The organism is Chryseolinea sp. H1M3-3 (genome assembly GCF_029360725.1).
In the GTDB taxonomy this organism is placed as follows: domain Bacteria; phylum Bacteroidota; class Bacteroidia; order Cytophagales; family Cyclobacteriaceae; genus Chryseolinea.
This window is the reverse complement of record NZ_JARKMY010000001.1, coordinates 1281190-1301943: the sequence shown is the minus strand read 5'-3', so window position 1 is coordinate 1301943 and position 20754 is coordinate 1281190. Positions and strand designations below refer to the sequence as shown.

The following is a 20754-nucleotide window of genomic DNA, read 5'->3' as shown; positions in this document are numbered from 1 at the left end:
TTGTACTTGTATTGGCAGGGTGTAATCCAAAAGAGGATAAAAAAATCTCTGAAATGAAAAAACCATTTAATGATTTGCTGGATACATATTATGAAGAACGACTCAAGTTCTTTCCATTAGAGGCAACACAAATTGGTGACAACCGCTATAATCATTTACTGCCGAACGATATAAGCCAGGGTTTCCGAACTGATATCAAAAATTTCTATTCCAAATTTCATTCTGAGCTCAGCACGTATCATCGAGATTCCCTTTCGGAACAAGAACAGGTGAGTTATGATATTTTCAAGCGCGAAATGGAAGTGAATTTGCGGTCGCTGGAATTTAACGACCATTACATGCCCGTGCATCAATTTTGGGGAATGACCCTTACCATACCGCAAATTGGAAGTGGTAAAAGTTATCAACCGTTTAAGACTGTCAAAGAATATGACAATTTTTTGGCTCGTATAGATGGATTCGCGATCTGGGTGGATACGGCGATTGTCAATATGAGGAAAGGCTTGTCGATGGGCTACACTTTTCCGAAGGTATTGATGGAACGTGTCCTACCGCAAGCCAAAGACATGATGGTGGAGGATGTGAAAAAAAGTATTTTCTGGGAACCGATAAAAAATATGCCTGATGCTATTCCCTCACCTGAAAAGGACAGGATCACACAGGCATACGCGGATGCCATTAAAAATAAGATCGTTCCCAGCTACGAAAAACTGCACGATTTTCTACGAGATGAATATATACCAAAGACGAGAACAACGGCCGGATTCTCCGATATTCCTAAGGGGAATGAGCACTATCAGCATCTCATAAATTTTTGGACTACCACCAATCTTTCGGCAGATGACATATTTCAAATTGGTCAAAGCGAGGTGACACGTATCCGTCAGGAAATGGAAAAAATAAAAACGGCTGTGGGTTTTAAAGGCAACCTAAAAGCTTTTTTCGAACATGTAAATAGCAGCAAAAAGTTTACGCCTTACAAGACGCCCGAAGATGTAATTGCAGGATTCAATGCAATCCATAAAAAAATGGAACCACAATTAAAAAAACTGTTTAATATGGTTCCCAAAACCGGATTTGAAGTTCGCCAAACAGAAGCTTTTCGTGCGGCATCCAGCAGTGCAGAATATAATCCAGGAACACCTGATGGCTCACGACCAGGAATTTTTTATGTTCCGATTTTAAATGCATCAACATTTAATTATACCGGAATGGAGACGTTATTTCTTCACGAAGCAATACCAGGCCACCACTACCAGATTGCATTGCAATATGAAAATGAGGAGCTTCCGAAATTCAGAAGGTTTTTGTGGTACGGAGCATATGGCGAGGGCTGGGCGCTCTATACAGAATCACTTGGTAAGGAACTGGGATTGTATACCGACCCATATCAATATTTTGGCAATTTGGGAGATGAAATACACAGGGCAATTCGATTGGTGGTTGATGTGGGACTTCATGCGAAAGGATGGACCCGCGAACAAGCTATTCAATACATGAAAGATAATGAAGCCATTGACGATCAGAATGCCACTGCGGAAATCGAACGGTACATGGCAATTCCTGCTCAGGCCCTTTCCTATAAAATTGGTCAACTGAAAATCCTGGAGTTGAGGAAGAAGGCGGAAAGCGCCCTGGGAAATAAATTTAACCTGGCGCTTTTTCATGACGAAGTGTTGAAATATGGGTGCCTTCCATTGGATGTTTTGGAGAACATTGTAAACCGATGGATTCAAAAACAACAAGCATAATTGTCCAAGAACCGAAATTTCACAAATCGCTTATGTTTTGGAATAGCTGTTCTTTTTCAATCTGTTATTATGCCATCTCATATCACTCTCTTATTTTTGCCCCTTCTTTTTAAACCTCATCCATAAAAAATGAAACGCGATAAAGCCATTTTTGATCTCATCGAAAAAGAAAAACAACGTCAGGAAGGTGGAATTGAACTAATTGCTTCCGAAAACTTTACGTCCCTTCAAGTAATGAAGGCCCAAGGTTCGGTACTCACTAATAAGTATGCTGAAGGCCTGCCTGGGAAGCGATATTATGGAGGATGCGAGGTCGTTGACGAGGTGGAGCAACTTGCAATCGATAGAGCAAAAGAACTTTTTGGAGCAGAATGGGCAAATGTTCAACCTCATTCCGGAGCTCAGGCAAACGCATCCGTAATGTTGGCATGTTTGAAGCCGGGAGATAAAATTTTGGGGTTTGATCTGTCACATGGTGGTCATTTAACCCATGGTTCGCCCGTAAATTTTTCGGGTAAACTTTATCAGCCGTCGTTCTATGGTGTGGAAGAAGAAACTGGAACCATTGATTTCGATAAGGTTATAAAAATTGCAGAACGTGAGAAACCAAAGATGATTATTTGTGGGGCTTCCGCTTACAGTCGTGATTGGGATTATAAAAAACTCAGAGAAGCTGCAGATAGCGTTGGTGCGTTATTACTGGCAGACATCGCTCACCCGGCAGGATTGATTGCGCGTGGACTGCTAAGCGATCCTATGGAGTATTGCCATATCGTAACTACGACAACACACAAAACCCTGCGCGGACCGCGTGGAGGGATGATTATGGTGGGGAAGAATTTTGATAATCCTTGGGGCTTGAAAACTCCAAAAGGTGAACTTCGAAAGATTACTTCGATCCTTGACTCCGGCGTATTTCCCGGTACACAGGGTGGACCACTCGAACACGTGATTGCAGCCAAAGCAGTTTCCTTTCATGAGGCGCTTTCTGATGAATACATGGAGTACATCGTGCAGGTTTCTAAAAATGCAAAGGCAATGGCTACCGCCTTCCTGGATAAAGGATACAAAATCATTTCTGGCGGAACCGATAACCACCTGATGCTAATTGACCTTCGTTCAAAGAATCTAACAGGAAAACAGGCTGAAGAAGGATTAATCCAGGCGGATATTACCATTAACAAGAATATGGTTCCGTTTGATACACAATCGCCTATGGTCACATCAGGCATGCGCATAGGAACACCAGCTATAACCACTCGAGGATTAAAAGAGAAAGATGTTCTTAAAATTGTTGATCTTATCGACGAAGCATTACAAAAACCTAGTGATGTAAAACACCTGAAGTCGGTCAAGAAGAAGGTTAATCGATTCATGCAGAAGTTTCCCTTATATTAAAATTCAACAATTGTAACAACGCTCACAGCCAAGTGGAGAGCGACCTTATATTATGCCATTAGATCAGGAAGAAAGCGGAGAAAAGGAGATGAGTTTCCTCGAACACCTCGAGGAGTTACGGTGGCATGTTGTCAGAGCTTTAGTCGCCGTAATTGTATTTACGATTGCCGCCTTTATAATGGCGCCCTGGGTTTTTGAAAACATAATTTTTGCGCCCGCTAGAGTAGATTTCCCAACCTTCAAATGGATTTGTAAACTCGGAAATCTTATTGGTTCGGACGCCCTATGTGTACAGGAAATCCCCTTCAAAGTTCAGAGTCGTAATATGACAGGTCAGTTTACCATGCATATTATGTCATCCTTTATCCTCGGCTTGGTCATCGCATTTCCGTATGTCGTTTGGGAGTTTTGGCGATTCATAAAACCCGGCCTCCAAGTGAACGAGCGGAAATACTCCAGGGGAGCCGTTGGTTCAATTTCTTTTTTGTTTTTCTCTGGGGTTGCTTTTGGTTATTATATCATCGCCCCATGGATGATTTATTTTCTGGCAAACTATAGCATCAGCGATATGATTGTAAACGAATTTGACATTACATCATACGTCTCAACGGTCGTTATGCTGGTCTTGGGTTCAGGCTTACTTTTTCAATTGCCTGTAGTCATTTATTTCTTAACTAAAATAGGAATAGTTACACCTGAGTTTTTGCGGAAATACAGGAAGCATTCCTTCGTCATTATCTTGGTTGTAGCAGCAATTGTAACACCACCTGATTTGCTAAGTCAAATGTTGATTACAATTCCTTTGTACCTGCTTTTTGAGATAAGTGTGATAATCTCAGCATCGGTAGCAAAACGTAAGGCGCGCGAAGAAGCTGAGGAATTATTAAAGGAGCAAAACATATCTCCTTCGTGATATTTACTTTTACAGGAGAGACTCCAACTCATATTTCATCCACCTGAACTTTGACCACCATGAAACTAGCAATTGGAAGTGACCATGCAGGATTTGAATACAAGGAGAAATTAAAGAAGCTGTTGGGAAAAGAATATGATATAAAGGATTTCGGTACCTACAGCGAAGCATCTGCCGATTATCCTGACTTTGCTCACCCGGTTTCTGCTGCGGTAGAGAACAAAGAATTCGAGTTAGGAATTCTGGTTTGCGGGAGTGCCAATGGCGTCGCGATTACGGCAAACAAGCACCAAGGCATCCGTGCGGCAATTTGTTGGAACGAAGACCTGGCGTTACTTGCACGAAAACATAACGATGCAAACGTACTGTGTATACCAGCTCGATTTATTGATTTTGCGTTAGCTGAAAAAATCGTCGAGAAATTTATTAAAACTGAATTTGAAGGAGGCCGTCACTCCATCCGCGTAAATAAGATCAGTTGCTAGCGGTTTTCTTTATGTAGAAAATTCCTTGTCTCGCGTACAGTTTTTTGAGTTCGGGAATACGATCGAGAAAGGGTTTTAATTTATCGTCTCTATCGCGTATTACATCGGGAGGATCGTTTTTGATACCTTGATACACCTTGATGACATTTTCATAATAAGCTGGTGCTGAAAAAATTCGTTCAGATAATTCCCAATTGAAAAACGGTGACGCTGACTGATAATTTTTATATAAGTTAACACCCTCATCTAATACTAAAATCCGCTTGGCTGGCACCGTTAGCTTTTCGTCTCTTACTATCAACTTACTGTAATCTACAGGCAATACGTTGTACCGTGCCATATAGCTTATGCACACCGTTGTGAGAAGCAAAATCCAAACTCCAATCTCAGCAAATTTCTTTTTATGAATCACCAGGATAGAATGTGTTAAAAAGAAACTTAAGCTCGGAAGCAATGTTATGAAACTTTGCGGACGAATGTCCTTTGCAAAAAAGAGATGCAAAAATGAGAAGATCATCCAGAAAAACATGCTCTGTACCAACTGCGTCTGATACTTTGTTAACCGTGCTTCACGGTTAAGCATGAATAAGGATATGAACAAAAAGAGAAGTGGTATAGCACCTAACCACCATAAACTCGTTGTGGATATGTATCGCATGCCCTTCATGCTGAGATTAGGAAGGTAATAGTAGTCCCACATCGTCCAGAACGAATCCCCTAGATAAAAAATACTCATCAATAAGAGATGGGGAATAAGAAAACCACAAATCAATAAAAAGTATTTCCGGGCAGGATGTCTGGTAAAAATTATCAGAATCAACAGCGCTCCTGGCAGATATATGAAGAGTGAAAATGAAAAAAGTGAAGCAATGCTGATGTATAAACCAAGATTAAAAATGGACTCGTTGCGCTGTTCTCGGAATTCAATTTCTTTGAAAAGATTATTCAGGGCAAGTAAGATAAAACCCATGCCCAGAAGCTCTGGGGTAAGCGATAAGGTATCAAATGAAAAGAAAAACAAGATGGCATATAACAATGATGGTATATAGGTATTCTCTGAGAATGCCTTTTTATCGGCAAATATGATCCCAATGAAGCCAGCCTGAAAGAATAATACGATAAAAGCAAAAATGCGCCTCGCAAAAATAGATTGCCCGAAAACCAGATCAAAAAACCCATTAAACCAGGCTGCCAACGGACCTGTGAAGTCAACCAGCTCTGTGTACAATCCGTTTCCTTCGTGAACTTTTTCACCTATAACTAGACTTTTAAGTTCAGATACAGTCATTTCAGGCATATCTATAAAAAATGGTATATAGATAATAATAAGGATGACCAGCAGACCTAGTAGCCGATATGGATCGTTAATGCGAAAGTATCGTAACAAAGAAAAATAGCTTTGAACGCAAATTAGACTAGGTTTTTATAATTGCCAATGGTTCATTGGTAATTGTTAAATGATGCAAGATATTTGTGACTATGGGAGAATCGACAAGACAGCAGAAATATTCTAAGCTGGTTCAAAAGGAACTGAGTGATATATTCCTTCGTGATAAAAGAGGAATATTGGAAAATGCGTTTATCTCTATTGCAGATGTCCGGATGAGTCCGGACCTCAGTGTGGCGAAGGTGTATTTAAGTATGTTGCTCGTCAAGGATAAAGAAAGAGTTCTTGAAAATATAAATTCGCGCAAAGGCGAAATACGAAAAGCGCTTGGGAATAAGATTGGCAAACAAGTGCGTATTATTCCCGAACTGATTTTTATCAAAGACGAAGTGGAGGAGACAGCAAGCCGTTTAGACGAACTGATTAAGAACTTAAACATCCCACCTGCTCCCAAAGGAGAATAAATAGAACTGCCTTGAATCTCCCCCTCTTTATAGCTCAGCGGTATCTGGTATCCAAGCGGAAAAAGAATTTTATTAATGTAATTTCGATTATATCTGTTGTTGCCGTAAGCATCATTACAGCTGCAATCATTATCGTTCTTTCAATATTCAACGGCCTTGGCGACCTGATTCATTCATTAAATAATTCTTTTGATCCAGAGGTTAAAATTGAGCCTGTCAAAGGGAAATCTTTTCCAGTAAGCCCCGCGTTGTTGAAAAAAATTGAAGGCATCCCGGGTGTGGGGGTGGTGACTGAGGTGATCGAAGATTATGCGTATGCCAGGTACAACAATGCAAATCAAGTAGTAACCGTAAAGGGTGTAAGCAATAACTTCATAGATCAGAAACGGATTCCAAAAGAGAGTATTGTAGAAGGCGAATTAGCGCTTACAAAAAATGGAGTAGCGAAGGCGTTAATTGGGTATGGTGTACGAAATACGCTTTCTATATCGCTGGAGGAAGACTTTCACATGTTACAACTTTACTATGTAAAGAATGTTAAAAGTGGCGTGCTTGACCCTTCCAAATTGTATACGCAAAAAGGAATTTCGCCCGGTGGAGTTTTTGCCATCATCCAGAATTTTGATGAAAATTATGTTATTGTGCCGCTCGAATTCGCCAAAGATCTTTTGAATTATGGAGACAAACGCACTTCGCTAGAGGTTAAAATCGCTCCCGGGGCAAGTATAATGTCAGTAGAAAAACAAATACAAAGTGCTTTAGGCGACGCCTTTAATGTGCTTAATTCCGAAGAACAACATCAGGATGTCTATCGGGTATTAAAGCTGGAAAAGTTATTTGCTTCAATCGCTGCGGTGCTATTGTTGGTAATAGGTTCAATTAACATATATTTTAACCTGATGATGTTAGCACTGGATAAAAAGAGAGACATTACCATTCTTGCCTCGATGGGCGCCGATAGCGCATTATTAAAGAGAGTATTTGTAACGGAGGGGCTGCTTATAGCAGCAATTGGAACCTGTTTCGGTTTATTGCTCGGTGCTGGCATTGTGCTACTGCAGCAGCATTTTAGTTTGATATCCATGGGAATGGACTCGTCTGTAGTCGATGGTTATCCCGTTAAATTGGCAGTTGTCGACTTTATTTATGTGTTCATTGCCATGAGCGCCGTGACAATTGCAATCTCCTCCAGACCAGCGACATTAGCGTCACGATTTGTCTCTGTACAAAATTTGTAAGGTTGGTGTACCAATTATTCAAAGAAAACCATCCATTTTTGATGGATTATCTCTAATTTTCAAGTTTCCTGAATCATCAAAACGTTGTTTTTAGATGAAAGTCTCTGCGTCACAGCCGTTTCAAATCATATATTCGCTGTATCAACACGAATACCTGGGATTCGTGTTTGAATCCTACATTGTCCACTTAGATGAGAAGGGCAAACTCACCTATCAACATCAAAATATTTCACCAAAGAATGCCAGGGAATTCTCGAAAGGTCTCGATGACCGCGATTTCGAGTTGATTGAAATCATGGATTCGATGGCCCAGGAATCTATTGTCAAAAAGTTTTCGGCAAAATTCATGAAGCCGGAAGAGTTTTTTTCGAAGACCTATGATAAAACAAAGGGTAACGAATTAATTCAAGAGCAGATCGAAGACTACATGGAAAGGCGTCGCGCTAAAGTTCTTGATAAGCTTAAAGGCAAAATTCTTTTTGAGATGGGAAACGATGGCGAACCGACGTGGCGTAAAATCGAAGTATTGGACAAGAGAGCAACGATCCAATTTCATTTTATGCGTACGGCAGAACATACCAACTACTACCCTACCATTTTTTATCAAGGAAAGAAAATCGATTTACCCAACACTTCTGCATACCTCGTTTGCAAAAATCCAGCGTGGATGGTACTGAACGGAAAGCTTTACGGATTTGAGAAACATGTTGACGGCAAAAAGCTGATTCCATTTTTTACCAAGAAATATGTCGTTATTCCAAAGAACGTTGAGGAAACGTACTACAACCGTTTTGTTGCTCCTTTAATTGCATCGTTTGATGATGTTGACGCTCGAGGATTTGAGATCAACAAAAGCACATACGATCCGCATCCCGTTCTAACACTTTCGGAATTGCATACAGCACAAAGTTCTTCTCCAATTTCACTTTTTGATGATAAACCTGTTAGTGAAGATCACAGTGATGAAGCAGGAAAAATTGTATTTGATCTTTCCTTTAAGTATGGCAAACATCGCTTTCGCGGAGACAATATCGGGCCCGTAAGTGTTACGCTCGAAAAGCAAGGAGACGGTTATGTTTTTCATCGTATCACGCGCCGAATAGAGGAGGAGAAGAATTTTCTCCACACGCTACAAAAGCTGGGTTTACCAATGAAAGGATTTCGCATTGCTATTCCTAAATCTGAGGCTTTTTCCTGGCTTAATGAAAATCGGGTAAATCTTTTAAATTTTGGCTTCGAGGTTAGCCAGCCTGAAAGCAGAGACAAAAAATACTTTGTAGGTAAAGCAGTCATTGAAGTTGAAGTCAAAGAAAACATCGATTGGTTCGATATTCATGCCAAAATCCGGTTTGGAGAATTTGAAATTCCTTTTAAAGAGCTTCGTAAGTTAATCATGCGAAAAAAGGTGGAGTTCAAACTACCCAACGGAGAGATTGCCATTATACCGGAAGCATGGCTTACAAAATACGCCGACTTGTTCGCGCTTAGCGAAACCGATGGAGAACATGAAAAACCTGTTCTGCGAAAACACCACCTTAATTTGGTGAAGGAACTGGAGGAAGGTAACTTGGCAAAGGTACATCTCAGCGAAAAGCTGCGATCATTGAATTCTTTTAGTGGAATTAAAAATTATCCATTACCCCCAAGTTTCAAAGGCGAATTACGTCCATATCAACGTGCTGGTTATAACTGGCTAAGATTTTTGAATGAATATCGACTCGGTGGGTGTCTCGCAGATGATATGGGTCTTGGAAAAACTGTTCAAACCCTGACGATGCTGCAAGCTGAAAAAGATGCCGGCGTAGGTACGTCATTGTTGATAATGCCAACTTCCCTGATTTATAACTGGGAAATGGAAGCAAATAAATTCACACCCGAGTTACGGATCTTAAATTATACCGGAACGCTTAGAAATAAAGATATAAAACGATTTGAGAATTATGACTTGGTTCTCACATCCTATGGCATTACGCGCTTAGACGTAGAGTTGCTTCAGCAATTTTATTTTAACTATATCATTCTTGATGAATCGCAGGTTATTAAAAATCCAACGTCGAATATTGCCAAAGCCGTACGTGAATTGAAATCCAGGCACAAGCTTGTGCTGACGGGAACACCAATTGAAAACACGACGATGGACTTATGGTCTCAGATGTCATTTATTAATCCAGGTATTTTAGGAACCCAAACCTATTTTAGAAACGAATTTCAATATCCGATCGAGAAAAAGAATGATGAATCACGTTCCAGGAAATTACATGCCGTAATTAAACCTTTTATACTAAGGCGACACAAATCACAAGTTGCAACAGAGCTTCCGGAGAAAGTAGAGAACATTCAATATTGTTCCATGACCACGGAACAAGAAAAACGTTACGAAGAAGTTAAAGCGCACTACCGAGAAAAGATTTTTAAGTTGATTGACCAGGAAGGTTTGGGCAACAGCAGGTTTATGATCCTGGAAGGCCTTACAAAACTTCGTCAGTTGGCGAATCATCCAAAGATGGTGGAACAAGGTTACGCCGGCGATTCTGGAAAACTGGAAGACATTACTTGTATGTTAGAGAATGCCATAGCAGAAGGACATAAAGTTTTAATATTCAGTCAATTTGTAAAACACCTGGAGTTGGTTCGTCAATATTTAAAAAATCACAAGATTGATTTTGCTTACCTGGACGGTGCAAGTACCGATAGGAAAGAACAAGTTGATCGATTTAACAAAGACGCAAACTTAAAGGTATTCCTCATTTCTATTAAGGCTGGCGGATTGGGATTAAACCTTACCGAGGCTGATTATGTTTTTATTTTAGATCCATGGTGGAACCCGGCTGTAGAGGCGCAAGCGGTAGATCGCGCCCACCGAATCGGTCAAAAAAGAAAAGTGTTTACTTATAAATTTATCACACGGAATTCAGTCGAAGAAAAAATACTTACGCTTCAGCAGCGAAAGCTCAAACTTACAACGGAGTTAATTACAACCGAAGAAAGTTTCATGAAGCAACTTACCCGCGATGATATTAGCCAAATTCTTCTTTAGGGTTGAGCGGCCAGTTGGTTTTCTTTAAGGTGTCTGGTTTTCCATCGGTTATGAGACCAAAGCCATCCAGCCGGATCGTTGTGAATAACCCGCTCAACTTCCCGGATGTAATTTTTTAATACATCCGCATTTTCCTTTTCATAGGGAGGTAATGAAAGTTCAACAATTTTTGTCTCGTAATAACCTCTTTTCACCTTACGCATAGCATAATAAAGTACCGGATATTGTGTTAACTGGGCGAGTTGATTGGGGCCACTGAAAAAGACCGTTGGCTGGTGAAGAAACGTTGCAGCATATCGCTTATCATGTCCCCACCCGGGATATTGATCGCCGACAATGGCAATATTTCTTACAATATTTTTCCTTCTAATTATTTCTCTAGCTACGGAATCTCTTTTGATCCCATGGGCACCAAACCTGGTTCGGCATATCCGTGTGAATTCGTCAAAGAACTTGTTGTTCACCGGCTGGTAGACGAAATCCATTTGACCGGGAAGGACAAAGGATCCGGCGACGAGCAACCATTCCCAATTGAATTGATGTGAAGCTAAATTCAAAAGGGATTGACCGCGACTAAGATACTTTATCGAGAGTTCAGGATTTACAAACTTTACCCTTCTACCCAGTTCTTCTTTTGATATCGTAAGGAGCTTTATCGTTTCCACACCATAATCACAAAGATTTTTATAGAAAATTTTTTCAATTTTCCTTAATTCAGAGTCGCTTTTATTAGGGAATGAATTTTTTAAATTTTTCCAAACTAATTTTCGGCGGTATTTGACGAGGCGATAACTAACAAAAAACAGGAAATCGGAAATTACATAGAGCACAGCAAAAGGCAGCCTTGACAAAAGTTTTAATGCAAACATTTATTTAACCTTCAACAAGCAAGTTAAACAAGTATAATTACTTTTAGCGTATGAGAGATAAAGTTGTGATCATAACAGGTGGATCGTCAGGCATTGGCAAAGCGCTGGCAAAAGAATTTGGTTCTCATGGATCGAAAATCTTAATCACAGGACGCAATAAAGAACAACTACAGTCCACGGTTGAGGAGTTGAAAACAAAGGGTATTACCGCGGCAGGTTTTGTTGCCGATGTGAGTGATGAACATGACAATCGACTGATGGCTGAAGAGGCAATTAAGAAATTTGGTACCATCGATATACTTATTAACAATGCAGGAATTTCGATGCGGGCGTTGTTTGAGGAGGTGGATCTTAGTGTGATAAAAAAAGTTATGGACATAAATTTCTTTGGGGCACTCTATGCGACAAAGTATTGCTTACCAGAGATCATCAAGAACAAAGGCTCCGTCATTGGAATTTCTTCTATTGCTGGATATCGCGGTTTGCCTGGCCGAGCCGGCTATTCTGCATCCAAGTTTGCCCTAAATGGATTTTTAGAAGTGCTCCGTACCGAATACCTAAAACGTGATGTTCATGTATTGACGGCATGCCCCGGATTCACCGCATCGAATATTCGAAAACGGTCTCTTACAAAAGACGGTACAATGCAAGGGGAATCCCCGAGAAAAGAGGAAGAAATGATGTCTGCAGAAGTTTGCGCGCGTCACATCTATAAGGCTACTGTAAACCGAAGGCGTTCCATTATTCTAACTACACAGGGAAAATTTGCTGTATTCCTTAATAAGTGGCTGCCAGGTTTGGCGGACAGGTTGGTATACAACGTAATGGCTAGGGAAGCTAATGCACCAATCTCCTAACCTAGGTTTTGCTAAGAAAAACTATTTTAGTATTGTCTGCCTTGTTTATATTCTTAAAAAATTCTGAAAAATCTTTATAAGCATCTGCAGGATATTCTCCTTTGTTTATTTTAAGTTTTCTAATATAAACCAAACTTCCCTGATCTAATTGGTAAATCGTTTCATACTCTCCGAATTGCGATTTCATTGTCGTGGCTTCCGGTAAAAATTCAGGGTAGATGCCTTCTGGAAGATGGTATCGGATTGTATCAAGATGTGTAAAGGGTTTACGCATCACGACATTTGTTTTTCGAACCTCTAATTTTTCTGGAATAAACGAAGATTTATTCATCAGGTTTGGCGTCAGGAAAATTCGTTTACCACTGATTGTTGCAAAACGTTTTAATATTAAATCGGTATTTACAATTGCCGACGGGATGATGTCCTTATTATTAATCATGCTAAACTTGTCAATATCAAAAGCTGGAATCTTTACATTTTTTTGCAGCCACTTTTTCTGGTCGTCATATTGGTCATTAAGAATGGAATTAAGGTCGTTATTTTCATATTGAAGCCCGCGGTACGTTGTTTTTACTTTTGCTTTTGCATCTCCACTAAGCGACACATAGACGTCGGCCGTGCGGGTCTGTGTATTGTCATTCGCATCATAACTTGGCGTTTTGACAATTCTGCCTCCATCATCGGTAATCATTAGTGCGTAACGATCCCCGGTGAAATCTCCCGCGTAGCCAAAGGGATTAGTTTGGCTTGTACACTCGAGCCATATCGTATCCGCCTGGTTTGGAACTGCTACAACAACATGATTAAACTGTAAACTTGGGAAAGCGATATTCATCCCCGGCTCATTTGCCCCAGCTCGTATAAGCGTGTAGTTAGCTTTAACACCCACTTCACGTAACATGCTAACCATATAATTAGAAAGGGCTTTGCAGTCGCCATACCCGGTTTGGTCGACGACCGATGCTTCAAAAGGTTGGTAGCCGCCAATACCCAATTGAATACCCACATACCTCGTCTTGGACTGAAGGTATTCATAAAGAATCTTTACTTTTTCTTCAGTTGTCTTTGCATTCTTAGTCAGATTCTGGATATGTTTTTTTGTCTGCTCCGGCAAAATGTTTCGATCCTTGTTTAATAAGATGATCCACTTGGCAACGTTGTCCCAAGTATCCATGCGTCCGGCATATTTATCAAACTCGAATGCATTTGGTGCGACGGAAATGTTTGGGATTATACGATCAAAATCAGGACTTAGCTTTTCAAACTTGTCAGGTTTAATGTTTTTAAAATCCCATTCAAGAACCTCTTTGTTGTTGTTGTTACTGACCTTTGGTTCGGGAATTTTAAATAAAACATAGCGAGGCTTTAAGGCAGGTGGGTATACGAGTGTATATTTGGATTTTTGAATCGATATTTCATCATCTTCATATAAATCGAAATCAGGAACATACAGCAGCGCCTTGTGTTCCGTTTGATACTCGAATTCTATAGTGTAGGGATAACTACCTTGGGAAAGGTCAGCTTTTTTTAATCGGTTATCACTATACAAGGTAAATCCATCAAAAACGCTTTGGTCATATACTTCAGAAGCTTTTAACTTATTGATTACTTTTCCGTCTGCATCGTATACTGTTCCCTTAAAATATTTGATAATATTAAATTTATCATAAAATAAAATTTTCTTTGCATACGATAATGCGTTTGCATTGAGTATGGTTATAACTAAGCGGCCATACGTAGTTGCATTCTTCTCGGAATTTATTTCAAACATTATTTCCTGCTCGCGGATAACGGCATACATACCTGTTTTCATGTCTTCAGGTATTTCGGAAACGGGATAACGTGGATCTTCCTTGGCATTTGTATGTAAGACTACCAGAAGGACGATTAACAGAAGAATACACTTTCGCATAACATCTTATTTTTTCTTCAATACAATTTGTTCTGCCTGCTTGGCAACAATTTGATTATAAAATTCCCGTAGGTAAGGATATTCGTCTTGAATGAAAAGGCTTTTATTTATTTGCATAATGCTTACAACATTTAATTGATTGCCCATTTGGGTAATGTTGTAGGTATACTTTCCTGAATTATTGGGAAGAATAATAACCCTTGGTTTCGGTAGTTCGTCAACAGTAAATCCTTCAGGAATTGCAATTCTTGATAAATAAGTTTTTTCAATAGCGCTCCCGAAATCGACTGGATACTCTCGGGTCGGTAATTTGAAGATGTTTTCTTTTGTTTGGCCTGTCACAAATGGATTTAGGTAAATCACATTGCCAGCCAAGGTGCCGTATTCATTTATTGTGAACTCGTGTGTTTGTTTGATAGTTTGGTCAATTTCATTGACATGTTGAAATTCGCTTTTTGCTATTTCCCAGTTCTTGTCTGCAAGAAACTCTTTCACAAAATCGGCTTCACCCTTTTTATGATAATCCGCACGAAGCCTAAAAGCATCATATCCATCGCATGTGTAATTTACCTTTCCTTTTAATTCTCCATTTTCGTTGAGCGAAAGTTCCGAATTTATATGTGTACGAGCCTTCGCTTTTGCATCGATAGCTATCCAACCGTGATTGTTTTTAGAAATAACTAGGCCTTCCCCATTCAAGCAACGTTCCGGTAAAATCCCCATAGGAAGGTATTTCTCCGTTGCGTCGAGAAAGAAATTTTTGTCGCCAATTTTCACCATGCATATGACATAATTAAATTGCTTTTCCATAGGGTATTGCTGGCGAATAAATCCGTGATCACGTGTGCTTATTAAAACCATGTCAAACGCGACATCTATTTTCTCAAGCATTGATGCTAAAATAATGTTGATGTCGGCGGCAGTTCCTTTTTTGTCCTCCACCACTTTTTTGAGATTGTCCACATACGTATCCTTCGTACCGTCCCATTCCAAATTTTTTTGTACATAATTAAATATTGCTGTGACCTTTTGAAGAGGATCGGTTATGCCACTTGTCACTTCCTCCGCTTTCTTCTTTAAGAATCCCGAGCCGGTTATGGCCTTACCAAAGCTTTCACTTTCAAGTAATCTGCTATTAAGTTTAGACCAAGTTCCCATTATTTCCTGTACAGGTTGTCCCGGAAAATTAATATGCGATAGTGCCAGATTAATTTTCGACACATAGTCATCTTCACTTGTCATAAAGGGTTCAGACTTAAAAGCGGGGACATCTTTAGAAATCCAGTGATGCGCCTGGGTATTGAAGTTTGCAGCTGTCTTATTTTTTACTTCATAAGAAGTAGGGGCAATGTAGCCTTGCATGTATTTTTCAAAAATGAAAAAATCAGGGAACATGCCCCAATATTCGCTCCATCGTACTGGTATTTCATACTGAAACTGCCAATTGGGAAAATTTGCAAGATAGTCTGAAGAAACGGTATAAGTATATTCAATGACCGAACCCTCTTTTACGTTTGGCAATGTGAATTTTTGCAGATTTATATAACGATTAAACTTTTCTTTGAAAACAGCATCCTTGGACATTTCAGATTCCACTAACTTGCCATTTTCTAAATTATAAGTGGATGCTCTCAGCCTATATACTTTTTCCTCACTGGAATTGGCATGATATAAAGGAATTGCCGCGTTAGCCCACTCTAAACCATCCTTTGTTAAAATTTTAATCCGGACATGTCGTTCGAAATTTAACTTTGCAGATGCTGAGGTGACTGAAATATACGCTTCTCCATAGTCGGTTAAGATAACGGCAGACGCAGATGAATCCTTATCGTAAACAACCATTTTTAAATCTTCGAGAGGAATTACGCCATATTTAATAGGGGATTTTTGAGCGGAGGCAAAGTTCATACTGAGACATACTAATGTCACTAGAAATGTTGATTTCATACAACTGGTTAAGGTTTAAGGTTTGGTAATTGAAAAGTTATAAAAAAATCGTGCAACTTTATCTCCTTTGTAAGATTATAGTAACCAAACCATTAATCGAAAAAAACTTGGCCAAATCGAAAACATCATTTTTTTGTCAATCCTGCGGGTATGAGTCTGCAAAATGGTTAGGAAAATGTCCATCATGTAGTGCCTGGAATACTTTTGTGGAGGAACTTTTGGTGAAGGAAGAAAGCAATAGAAATGAATGGCGCCAGGAATCTTCAAGATCGAGAACTCTCAAAGCGAGAACTCTTCAGGAAATAAAAACAACCGAGGAGGTAAGGTTATCTTCTACCGATGACGAATTAAATCGCGTATTAGGGGGAGGAATTGTGCCAGGATCGTTGGTATTAGTGGGCGGTGAACCAGGCATCGGCAAATCAACCCTAATGCTGCAGGTAGGCCTACAGTTAAAGTCTCATCGCGTGCTGTATGTATCTGGTGAAGAAAGCGAGCAACAAATAAAGATGCGGGCAGAGCGATTGGGAAACACGTCTCAAAACTTTTACATCCTTACGGAAACAAATACAAAAAATGTTTTTTTAGCGATCGAGGAAATTCAGCCTGCGATAGTGATAATTGATTCCATACAGACTTTACAATCCAATCAGCTTGACTCTGCGCCTGGAAGCATCGGGCAGGTTAGGCAGTGTACCGCAGAACTAATGAAATTTGCAAAGGAGACAGAGACGCCAGTCTTCTTAATTGGACATATCACCAAAGATGGCTTGCTGGCTGGCCCGAAAGTATTGGAACACATGGTTGACACAGTGCTTCAATTTGAGGGAGACCGGCATTTATCCTATCGTATTTTGCGCACAACAAAAAATCGATTTGGATCAACGTCTGAAATTGGAATCTATGAAATGGTAGGCACAGGGTTGCGTGAAGTTTCGAATCCGTCGGAAATACTGATCTCGCAAAAGGACGGACCAATCAGCGGAGTAACTATTGGAACCACACTAGAAGGGAACAGGCCATTGCTAATAGAAATTCAATCCCTTGTTAGCCCCGCGTCATTTGGAACTCCACAACGCACGCCCACAGGGTTTGATCATAAGCGGTTGAATATGTTGCTTGCTGTACTTGAAAAGCGTTGTGGATTCAAAATGGGTATGCAGGATGTTTTTTTAAATATTGCCGGAGGTATTCGGGTAGAAGACCCAGCCATTGACTTGGCAGCATGCATTTCTATTATTTCTTCTATGGAAGAGATTTCTATATCCGATAAAATTTGCTTTGCCGCAGAAATAGGTCTCGGTGGAGAGCTGAGGGCTGTGAATAAAATTGATCTTAGAATTTCCGAAGCTGAGAAGTTAGGCTTTCAGGAAATTTATATTTCTAAATACAGCCATAAATCCGTTGATTTTAAAAAGTTTAAAATAGGTGTCAAATCATTTGGGCAATTGAATGATGTGTTTCAGGACTTGTTTGGATAAAAAACATTTAGGAAAAGTAGATTATGGAGAATTTTTTTACTGAAACACTTGGCATATCACCAAATGTGTTTAGTTACATTTTATTGCCGTTGCTCATATTTATTGCGCGCATTGGGGATGTATCTATCAATACGATCCGGATTATTTATGTTTTGGGTGGTCGTCGTTTTACAGCTACGCTTTTAGGTTTTTTTGAATCTTTTATTTGGCTCATGGCAATTCGTCAAATCTTTGAGCACTTGGATAATTGGATATGTTATGTAGCATATCCCGCGGGTTTTGCAACCGGTATTTTCGTGGGAATGATTATCGAAGAACGCATCGCCTACGGAAAAGTAATTGTGCGAATTATTACAAGAAAAGGAATTAATGAGCTACTTGGTTACCTTAATTCTAAACGGCATAGATACACGCATGTGAATGCGGAAGGTCCTGATGGGCATGAAAATCTTGTTTTTACTGTATTAGAGCGTGAGGACCTCGAGCAACTGCTATTAACGCTGAAAAAGATTCTTCCCACTGCTTTTTACACAGTAGAAAAAGTTAATCGCGCAGCGGAAATTGGAACTATTGCTGAACAGTCGACGCGTTGGAGTCTGGTATCCTGGTTACGAAGTATCAGAAGCGATTGGTAAAGGTTAAACCTCCTCCATCATCTTTAAGATATCATCTACATATTCGCGGGAATTTGCCAGGCGAGGTACTTTATTTTGACCGCCCAGCTTTCCGCGACGTTTCATCCAGTTATAAAATGTTCCTTCGCCTGCGCTATGGACTTTTGGCGCAATCAGTGCTAAATTCTGAGCACGCTTTGCATCATAATCGGAATTGATTTCGCGTAACGTTTGATCAAGTATCCTTGTAAACTCTTCCTGATCAATTGGAGGTACTTTAAATTCGATGATCCATTCGTGGCGACCCTGTTTCCCTTCCTTCAAATAAATTGGTGCGGCGGTAAAGTTATCGATCACGGCCCCTGTCATTTCACAGGCTTTCGTTATGGCTGCTTCTGCATTTTCAACAATCACTTCTTCACCGAAGGCGTTCATGAAGTGCTTGGTTCTTCCGGAGATTTTTATCCGGTAGGGATATTTTGATGTGAACTTAACAGTATCTCCAATGTTGTATCGCCACAATCCAGAATTTGTAGAGATTAATAACGCGTAATTTTTATCCAATTCAACTTCACTTAACGGTATAGCTTTTGGATTCTCTTTTTCTAATTCTTCCATGGGAATAAATTCATAAAATATTCCGTAGTCGAGCATGAGCAGAAGATCTTCTGTGTCTTTCTGGTCCTGTATACCAAAAAAACCTTCACTGGCATTATAAGTTTCCCAGTACTGCATCTTATCGGATGGAATAAGAGATTTGAAGAGCATTCGATAAGGCGCAAATGCAACAGCACCATGAAAGAACACTTCAAGATTTGGCCAGACTTCGAGAATGTTTTTTTTCATCGCCATATCCGTCACGCGTTGAATAAGCAACACAGTCCAGGTTGGAACTCCGGCGATGTTCGTTACATTTTCTTTAATTGTTTCTTGTGCTAATTTTTCAATCTTTTCTTCCCAGTTCCCCATCAAAGCTGTTTCCAAACTCGGCGTTCTTATGAATTGAGCCCAGGGCGGCAGGTTTTGCATGATAACTGCAGATACATCGCCGTAGTATGAAGATGCCGACGGATCGAATTCGTTCATTTGATGACTGCCGCCAACCGCTAGACCTTTACCATCAAAAAGTTTTGTATCAGGAAAGTTGTTTACATAAATGGAGAGCAGATCTTTCCCCCCTTTAAAGTGACAATCTTCTAACGCTTCCTGGGAGACTGGAATAAATTTACTGCGGGCATTAGTTGTTCCTGACGATTTTGAAAACCATTTTATTTCGGAAGGCCAGAGAATATTTTGTTCGCCTTTCATCAAGCGATCTATGTATGGAAATGTTTCTTCGTACGTGTGAATGGGAACACGTTCCCTGTACTGCTCGTAGGTGGTAATCGAAGAGAAATCATACTGCTTTCCAAATTCAGTATTTTTAGCAGTTTGAATTAGTTTTTTAAACAGTTCTTCCTGGACTTCGTGAGGGTACTTTATGAACAGTTCAATTTGATGGATGCGCTTTTTCATCACCCATGTCAAAATTGAATTAATCAGGCCCATAATAGCTTACGTTAACTTCAAAAATAATAAACTGTTATGATTTAGCAGCCTAATAAAGTGCGGGTATTAAAATTAAATTGCTTCTGAAGGATCGGACCAACTGTCATTGGCCTGCTGAGCAACTTTTGATCTTCGCAATTCGAAATTTTGTCCCAGATAAACTTTTCTTACTTGCGGATCGCTGGCAAGTTCTTCTGCAGTACCTGCCTTAAATAACTTTCCGTCTACCATCAGATATGCCCTATCTGTGATGGAGAGAGTTTCATCAACATTGTGATCGGTTATCAATATGCCGATGTTTTTTCTTTTGAGACGTGAGACGATCGATTGAATTTCTTCGACAGCAATAGGATCCACTCCTGCAAAGGGTTCATCGAGCAAAACAAAATTCGGATCAACGGCTAAGGCGCGGGCGATTTCCGTTCTTCGTCTTTCACCTCCAGACAAAGACATCCCTAAGTTCTTCCGCACTTTTTGAAGACTGAATTCTTCAACCAGCATGTCTACTTTCTCCTTGCGCTGTTGCTTGGTAAATGAGCGCATTTCCAATACTGACATGATATTTTCTTCAACCGTAAGTTTTCGAAAAACAGATGCCTCCTGAGCTAAATATCCTAATCCTTTCCGTGCACGTTGATACATCGGTAACGGCGTTATTTCCTCATCATCCAGAAAAATGCGGCCTTCATTTGGTTTGATGAGGCCAACGATCATATAGAAAGATGTTGTTTTCCCTGCGCCATTTGGACCTAATAGACCAACAATTTCGCCTTGTCTCACCTCAACGGAAACGTCATTTACCACTGTTCGGGTTTTATATTTCTTCATTAAATGCTCCGCGCGCAAAATCATC

Annotated in this window: 16 protein-coding genes; 10 read left to right on the top strand and 6 right to left on the bottom strand. The window is 40.0% G+C overall.

Going from position 1 to position 20754, the window contains the following annotated elements; translation table 11 throughout:
• Window positions 1-53 precede the first annotated feature (53 nt).
• From P2W71_RS05615 to rpiB, 4 genes are all read left to right on the top strand, one after another.
• Window positions 54-1751 (top strand): DUF885 domain-containing protein, encoded by a 1698-nt coding sequence (locus P2W71_RS05615; protein ID WP_276368139.1) that lies wholly within the window; start codon window positions 54-56, stop codon window positions 1749-1751.
• A 129-nt stretch (window positions 1752-1880) separates the two neighbouring features.
• On the top strand, window positions 1881-3149 hold the full coding sequence (gene glyA, locus P2W71_RS05610) for a serine hydroxymethyltransferase (protein WP_276368137.1): 1269 nt from the start codon (window positions 1881-1883) through the stop codon (window positions 3147-3149).
• A gap of 52 nt (window positions 3150-3201) precedes the next feature.
• Complete coding sequence (gene tatC, locus P2W71_RS05605) at window positions 3202-4062, top strand: twin-arginine translocase subunit TatC (protein ID WP_276368135.1); 861 nt, start codon at window positions 3202-3204, stop codon at window positions 4060-4062.
• Window positions 4063-4121: 59 nt separating this feature from the next.
• Window positions 4122-4547, top strand: a complete 426-nt coding sequence (rpiB, locus tag P2W71_RS05600) for a ribose 5-phosphate isomerase B (protein WP_276368132.1) — start codon at window positions 4122-4124, stop codon at window positions 4545-4547.
• Here the strand turns inward: rpiB and P2W71_RS05595 are convergent.
• Complete coding sequence (locus tag P2W71_RS05595) at window positions 4537-5934, bottom strand: DUF6427 family protein (protein WP_276368130.1); 1398 nt, start codon at window positions 5932-5934, stop codon at window positions 4537-4539. The two genes, rpiB and P2W71_RS05595, sit on opposite strands and share 11 nt — an antisense overlap.
• 92 nt (window positions 5935-6026) lie before the next feature.
• Here P2W71_RS05595 and rbfA point away from each other — a divergent pair, with 92 nt between their 5' ends.
• The 3 genes from rbfA to P2W71_RS05580 all read left to right on the top strand — a co-directional run bounded on the left by rbfA (window position 6027) and on the right by P2W71_RS05580 (window position 10673).
• Window positions 6027-6398 (top strand): 30S ribosome-binding factor RbfA, encoded by a 372-nt coding sequence (gene rbfA / locus P2W71_RS05590; RefSeq protein WP_276368128.1) that lies wholly within the window; start codon window positions 6027-6029, stop codon window positions 6396-6398.
• 11 nt (window positions 6399-6409) lie between these two features.
• Window positions 6410-7636 (top strand): FtsX-like permease family protein, encoded by a 1227-nt coding sequence (locus P2W71_RS05585; protein ID WP_276368127.1) that lies wholly within the window; start codon window positions 6410-6412, stop codon window positions 7634-7636.
• A 94-nt stretch (window positions 7637-7730) separates the two neighbouring features.
• A complete protein-coding gene (locus tag P2W71_RS05580) occupies window positions 7731-10673 on the top strand; it encodes an SNF2-related protein (RefSeq protein ID WP_276368126.1) in 2943 nt (980 codons plus the stop codon).
• On the opposite strand, the gene P2W71_RS05575 is transcribed toward P2W71_RS05580, so the two are convergent.
• Window positions 10670-11542 carry a lysophospholipid acyltransferase family protein gene (locus P2W71_RS05575; protein ID WP_276368125.1) on the bottom strand — a complete coding sequence of 291 codons (873 nt, stop codon included), beginning with the start codon at window positions 11540-11542 and terminating at the stop codon, window positions 10670-10672. The genes P2W71_RS05580 and P2W71_RS05575 overlap by 4 nt on opposite strands.
• Window positions 11543-11592: 50 nt before the next feature.
• Between P2W71_RS05575 and P2W71_RS05570 the strand changes: the two genes are divergently transcribed.
• A complete protein-coding gene (locus tag P2W71_RS05570; RefSeq protein WP_276368124.1) occupies window positions 11593-12399 on the top strand; it encodes an SDR family oxidoreductase in 807 nt (268 codons plus the stop codon).
• Window position 12400: 1 nt separating this feature from the next.
• Here the strand turns inward: P2W71_RS05570 and P2W71_RS05565 are convergent, their stop codons facing one another.
• The gene (locus tag P2W71_RS05565) at window positions 12401-14311 is read right to left on the bottom strand and encodes a DUF3857 domain-containing transglutaminase family protein (RefSeq protein WP_276368123.1); all 1911 of its coding nucleotides are present in this window, start codon (window positions 14309-14311) and stop codon (window positions 12401-12403) included.
• Between the two features lie 6 nt (window positions 14312-14317).
• Window positions 14318-16258 (bottom strand): transglutaminase domain-containing protein, encoded by a 1941-nt coding sequence (locus P2W71_RS05560; RefSeq protein ID WP_276368121.1) that lies wholly within the window; start codon window positions 16256-16258, stop codon window positions 14318-14320.
• Window positions 16259-16365: 107 nt separating this feature from the next.
• Here P2W71_RS05560 and radA point away from each other — a divergent pair, with 107 nt between their 5' ends.
• Together radA and P2W71_RS05550 are read left to right on the top strand one after the other, a co-directional pair.
• Entirely contained in the window at window positions 16366-17739 is a 1374-nt protein-coding gene (gene radA / locus P2W71_RS05555; RefSeq protein WP_276368120.1) for a DNA repair protein RadA, read from the top strand.
• A 23-nt stretch (window positions 17740-17762) separates the two neighbouring features.
• Window positions 17763-18374 (top strand): DUF5698 domain-containing protein, encoded by a 612-nt coding sequence (locus P2W71_RS05550; protein WP_276368119.1) that lies wholly within the window; start codon window positions 17763-17765, stop codon window positions 18372-18374.
• A gap of 3 nt (window positions 18375-18377) precedes the next feature.
• Here the strand turns inward: P2W71_RS05550 and P2W71_RS05545 are convergent, their stop codons facing one another.
• Both P2W71_RS05545 and lptB read right to left on the bottom strand, forming a co-directional pair.
• Window positions 18378-19901 (bottom strand): GH3 auxin-responsive promoter family protein, encoded by a 1524-nt coding sequence (locus P2W71_RS05545; RefSeq protein ID WP_276368118.1) that lies wholly within the window; start codon window positions 19899-19901, stop codon window positions 18378-18380.
• Window positions 19902-19973: 72 nt separating this feature from the next.
• The gene (lptB, locus tag P2W71_RS05540) at window positions 19974-20753 is read right to left on the bottom strand and encodes an LPS export ABC transporter ATP-binding protein (RefSeq protein WP_276368117.1); all 780 of its coding nucleotides are present in this window, start codon (window positions 20751-20753) and stop codon (window positions 19974-19976) included.
• Window position 20754: the final 1 nt, after the last annotated feature.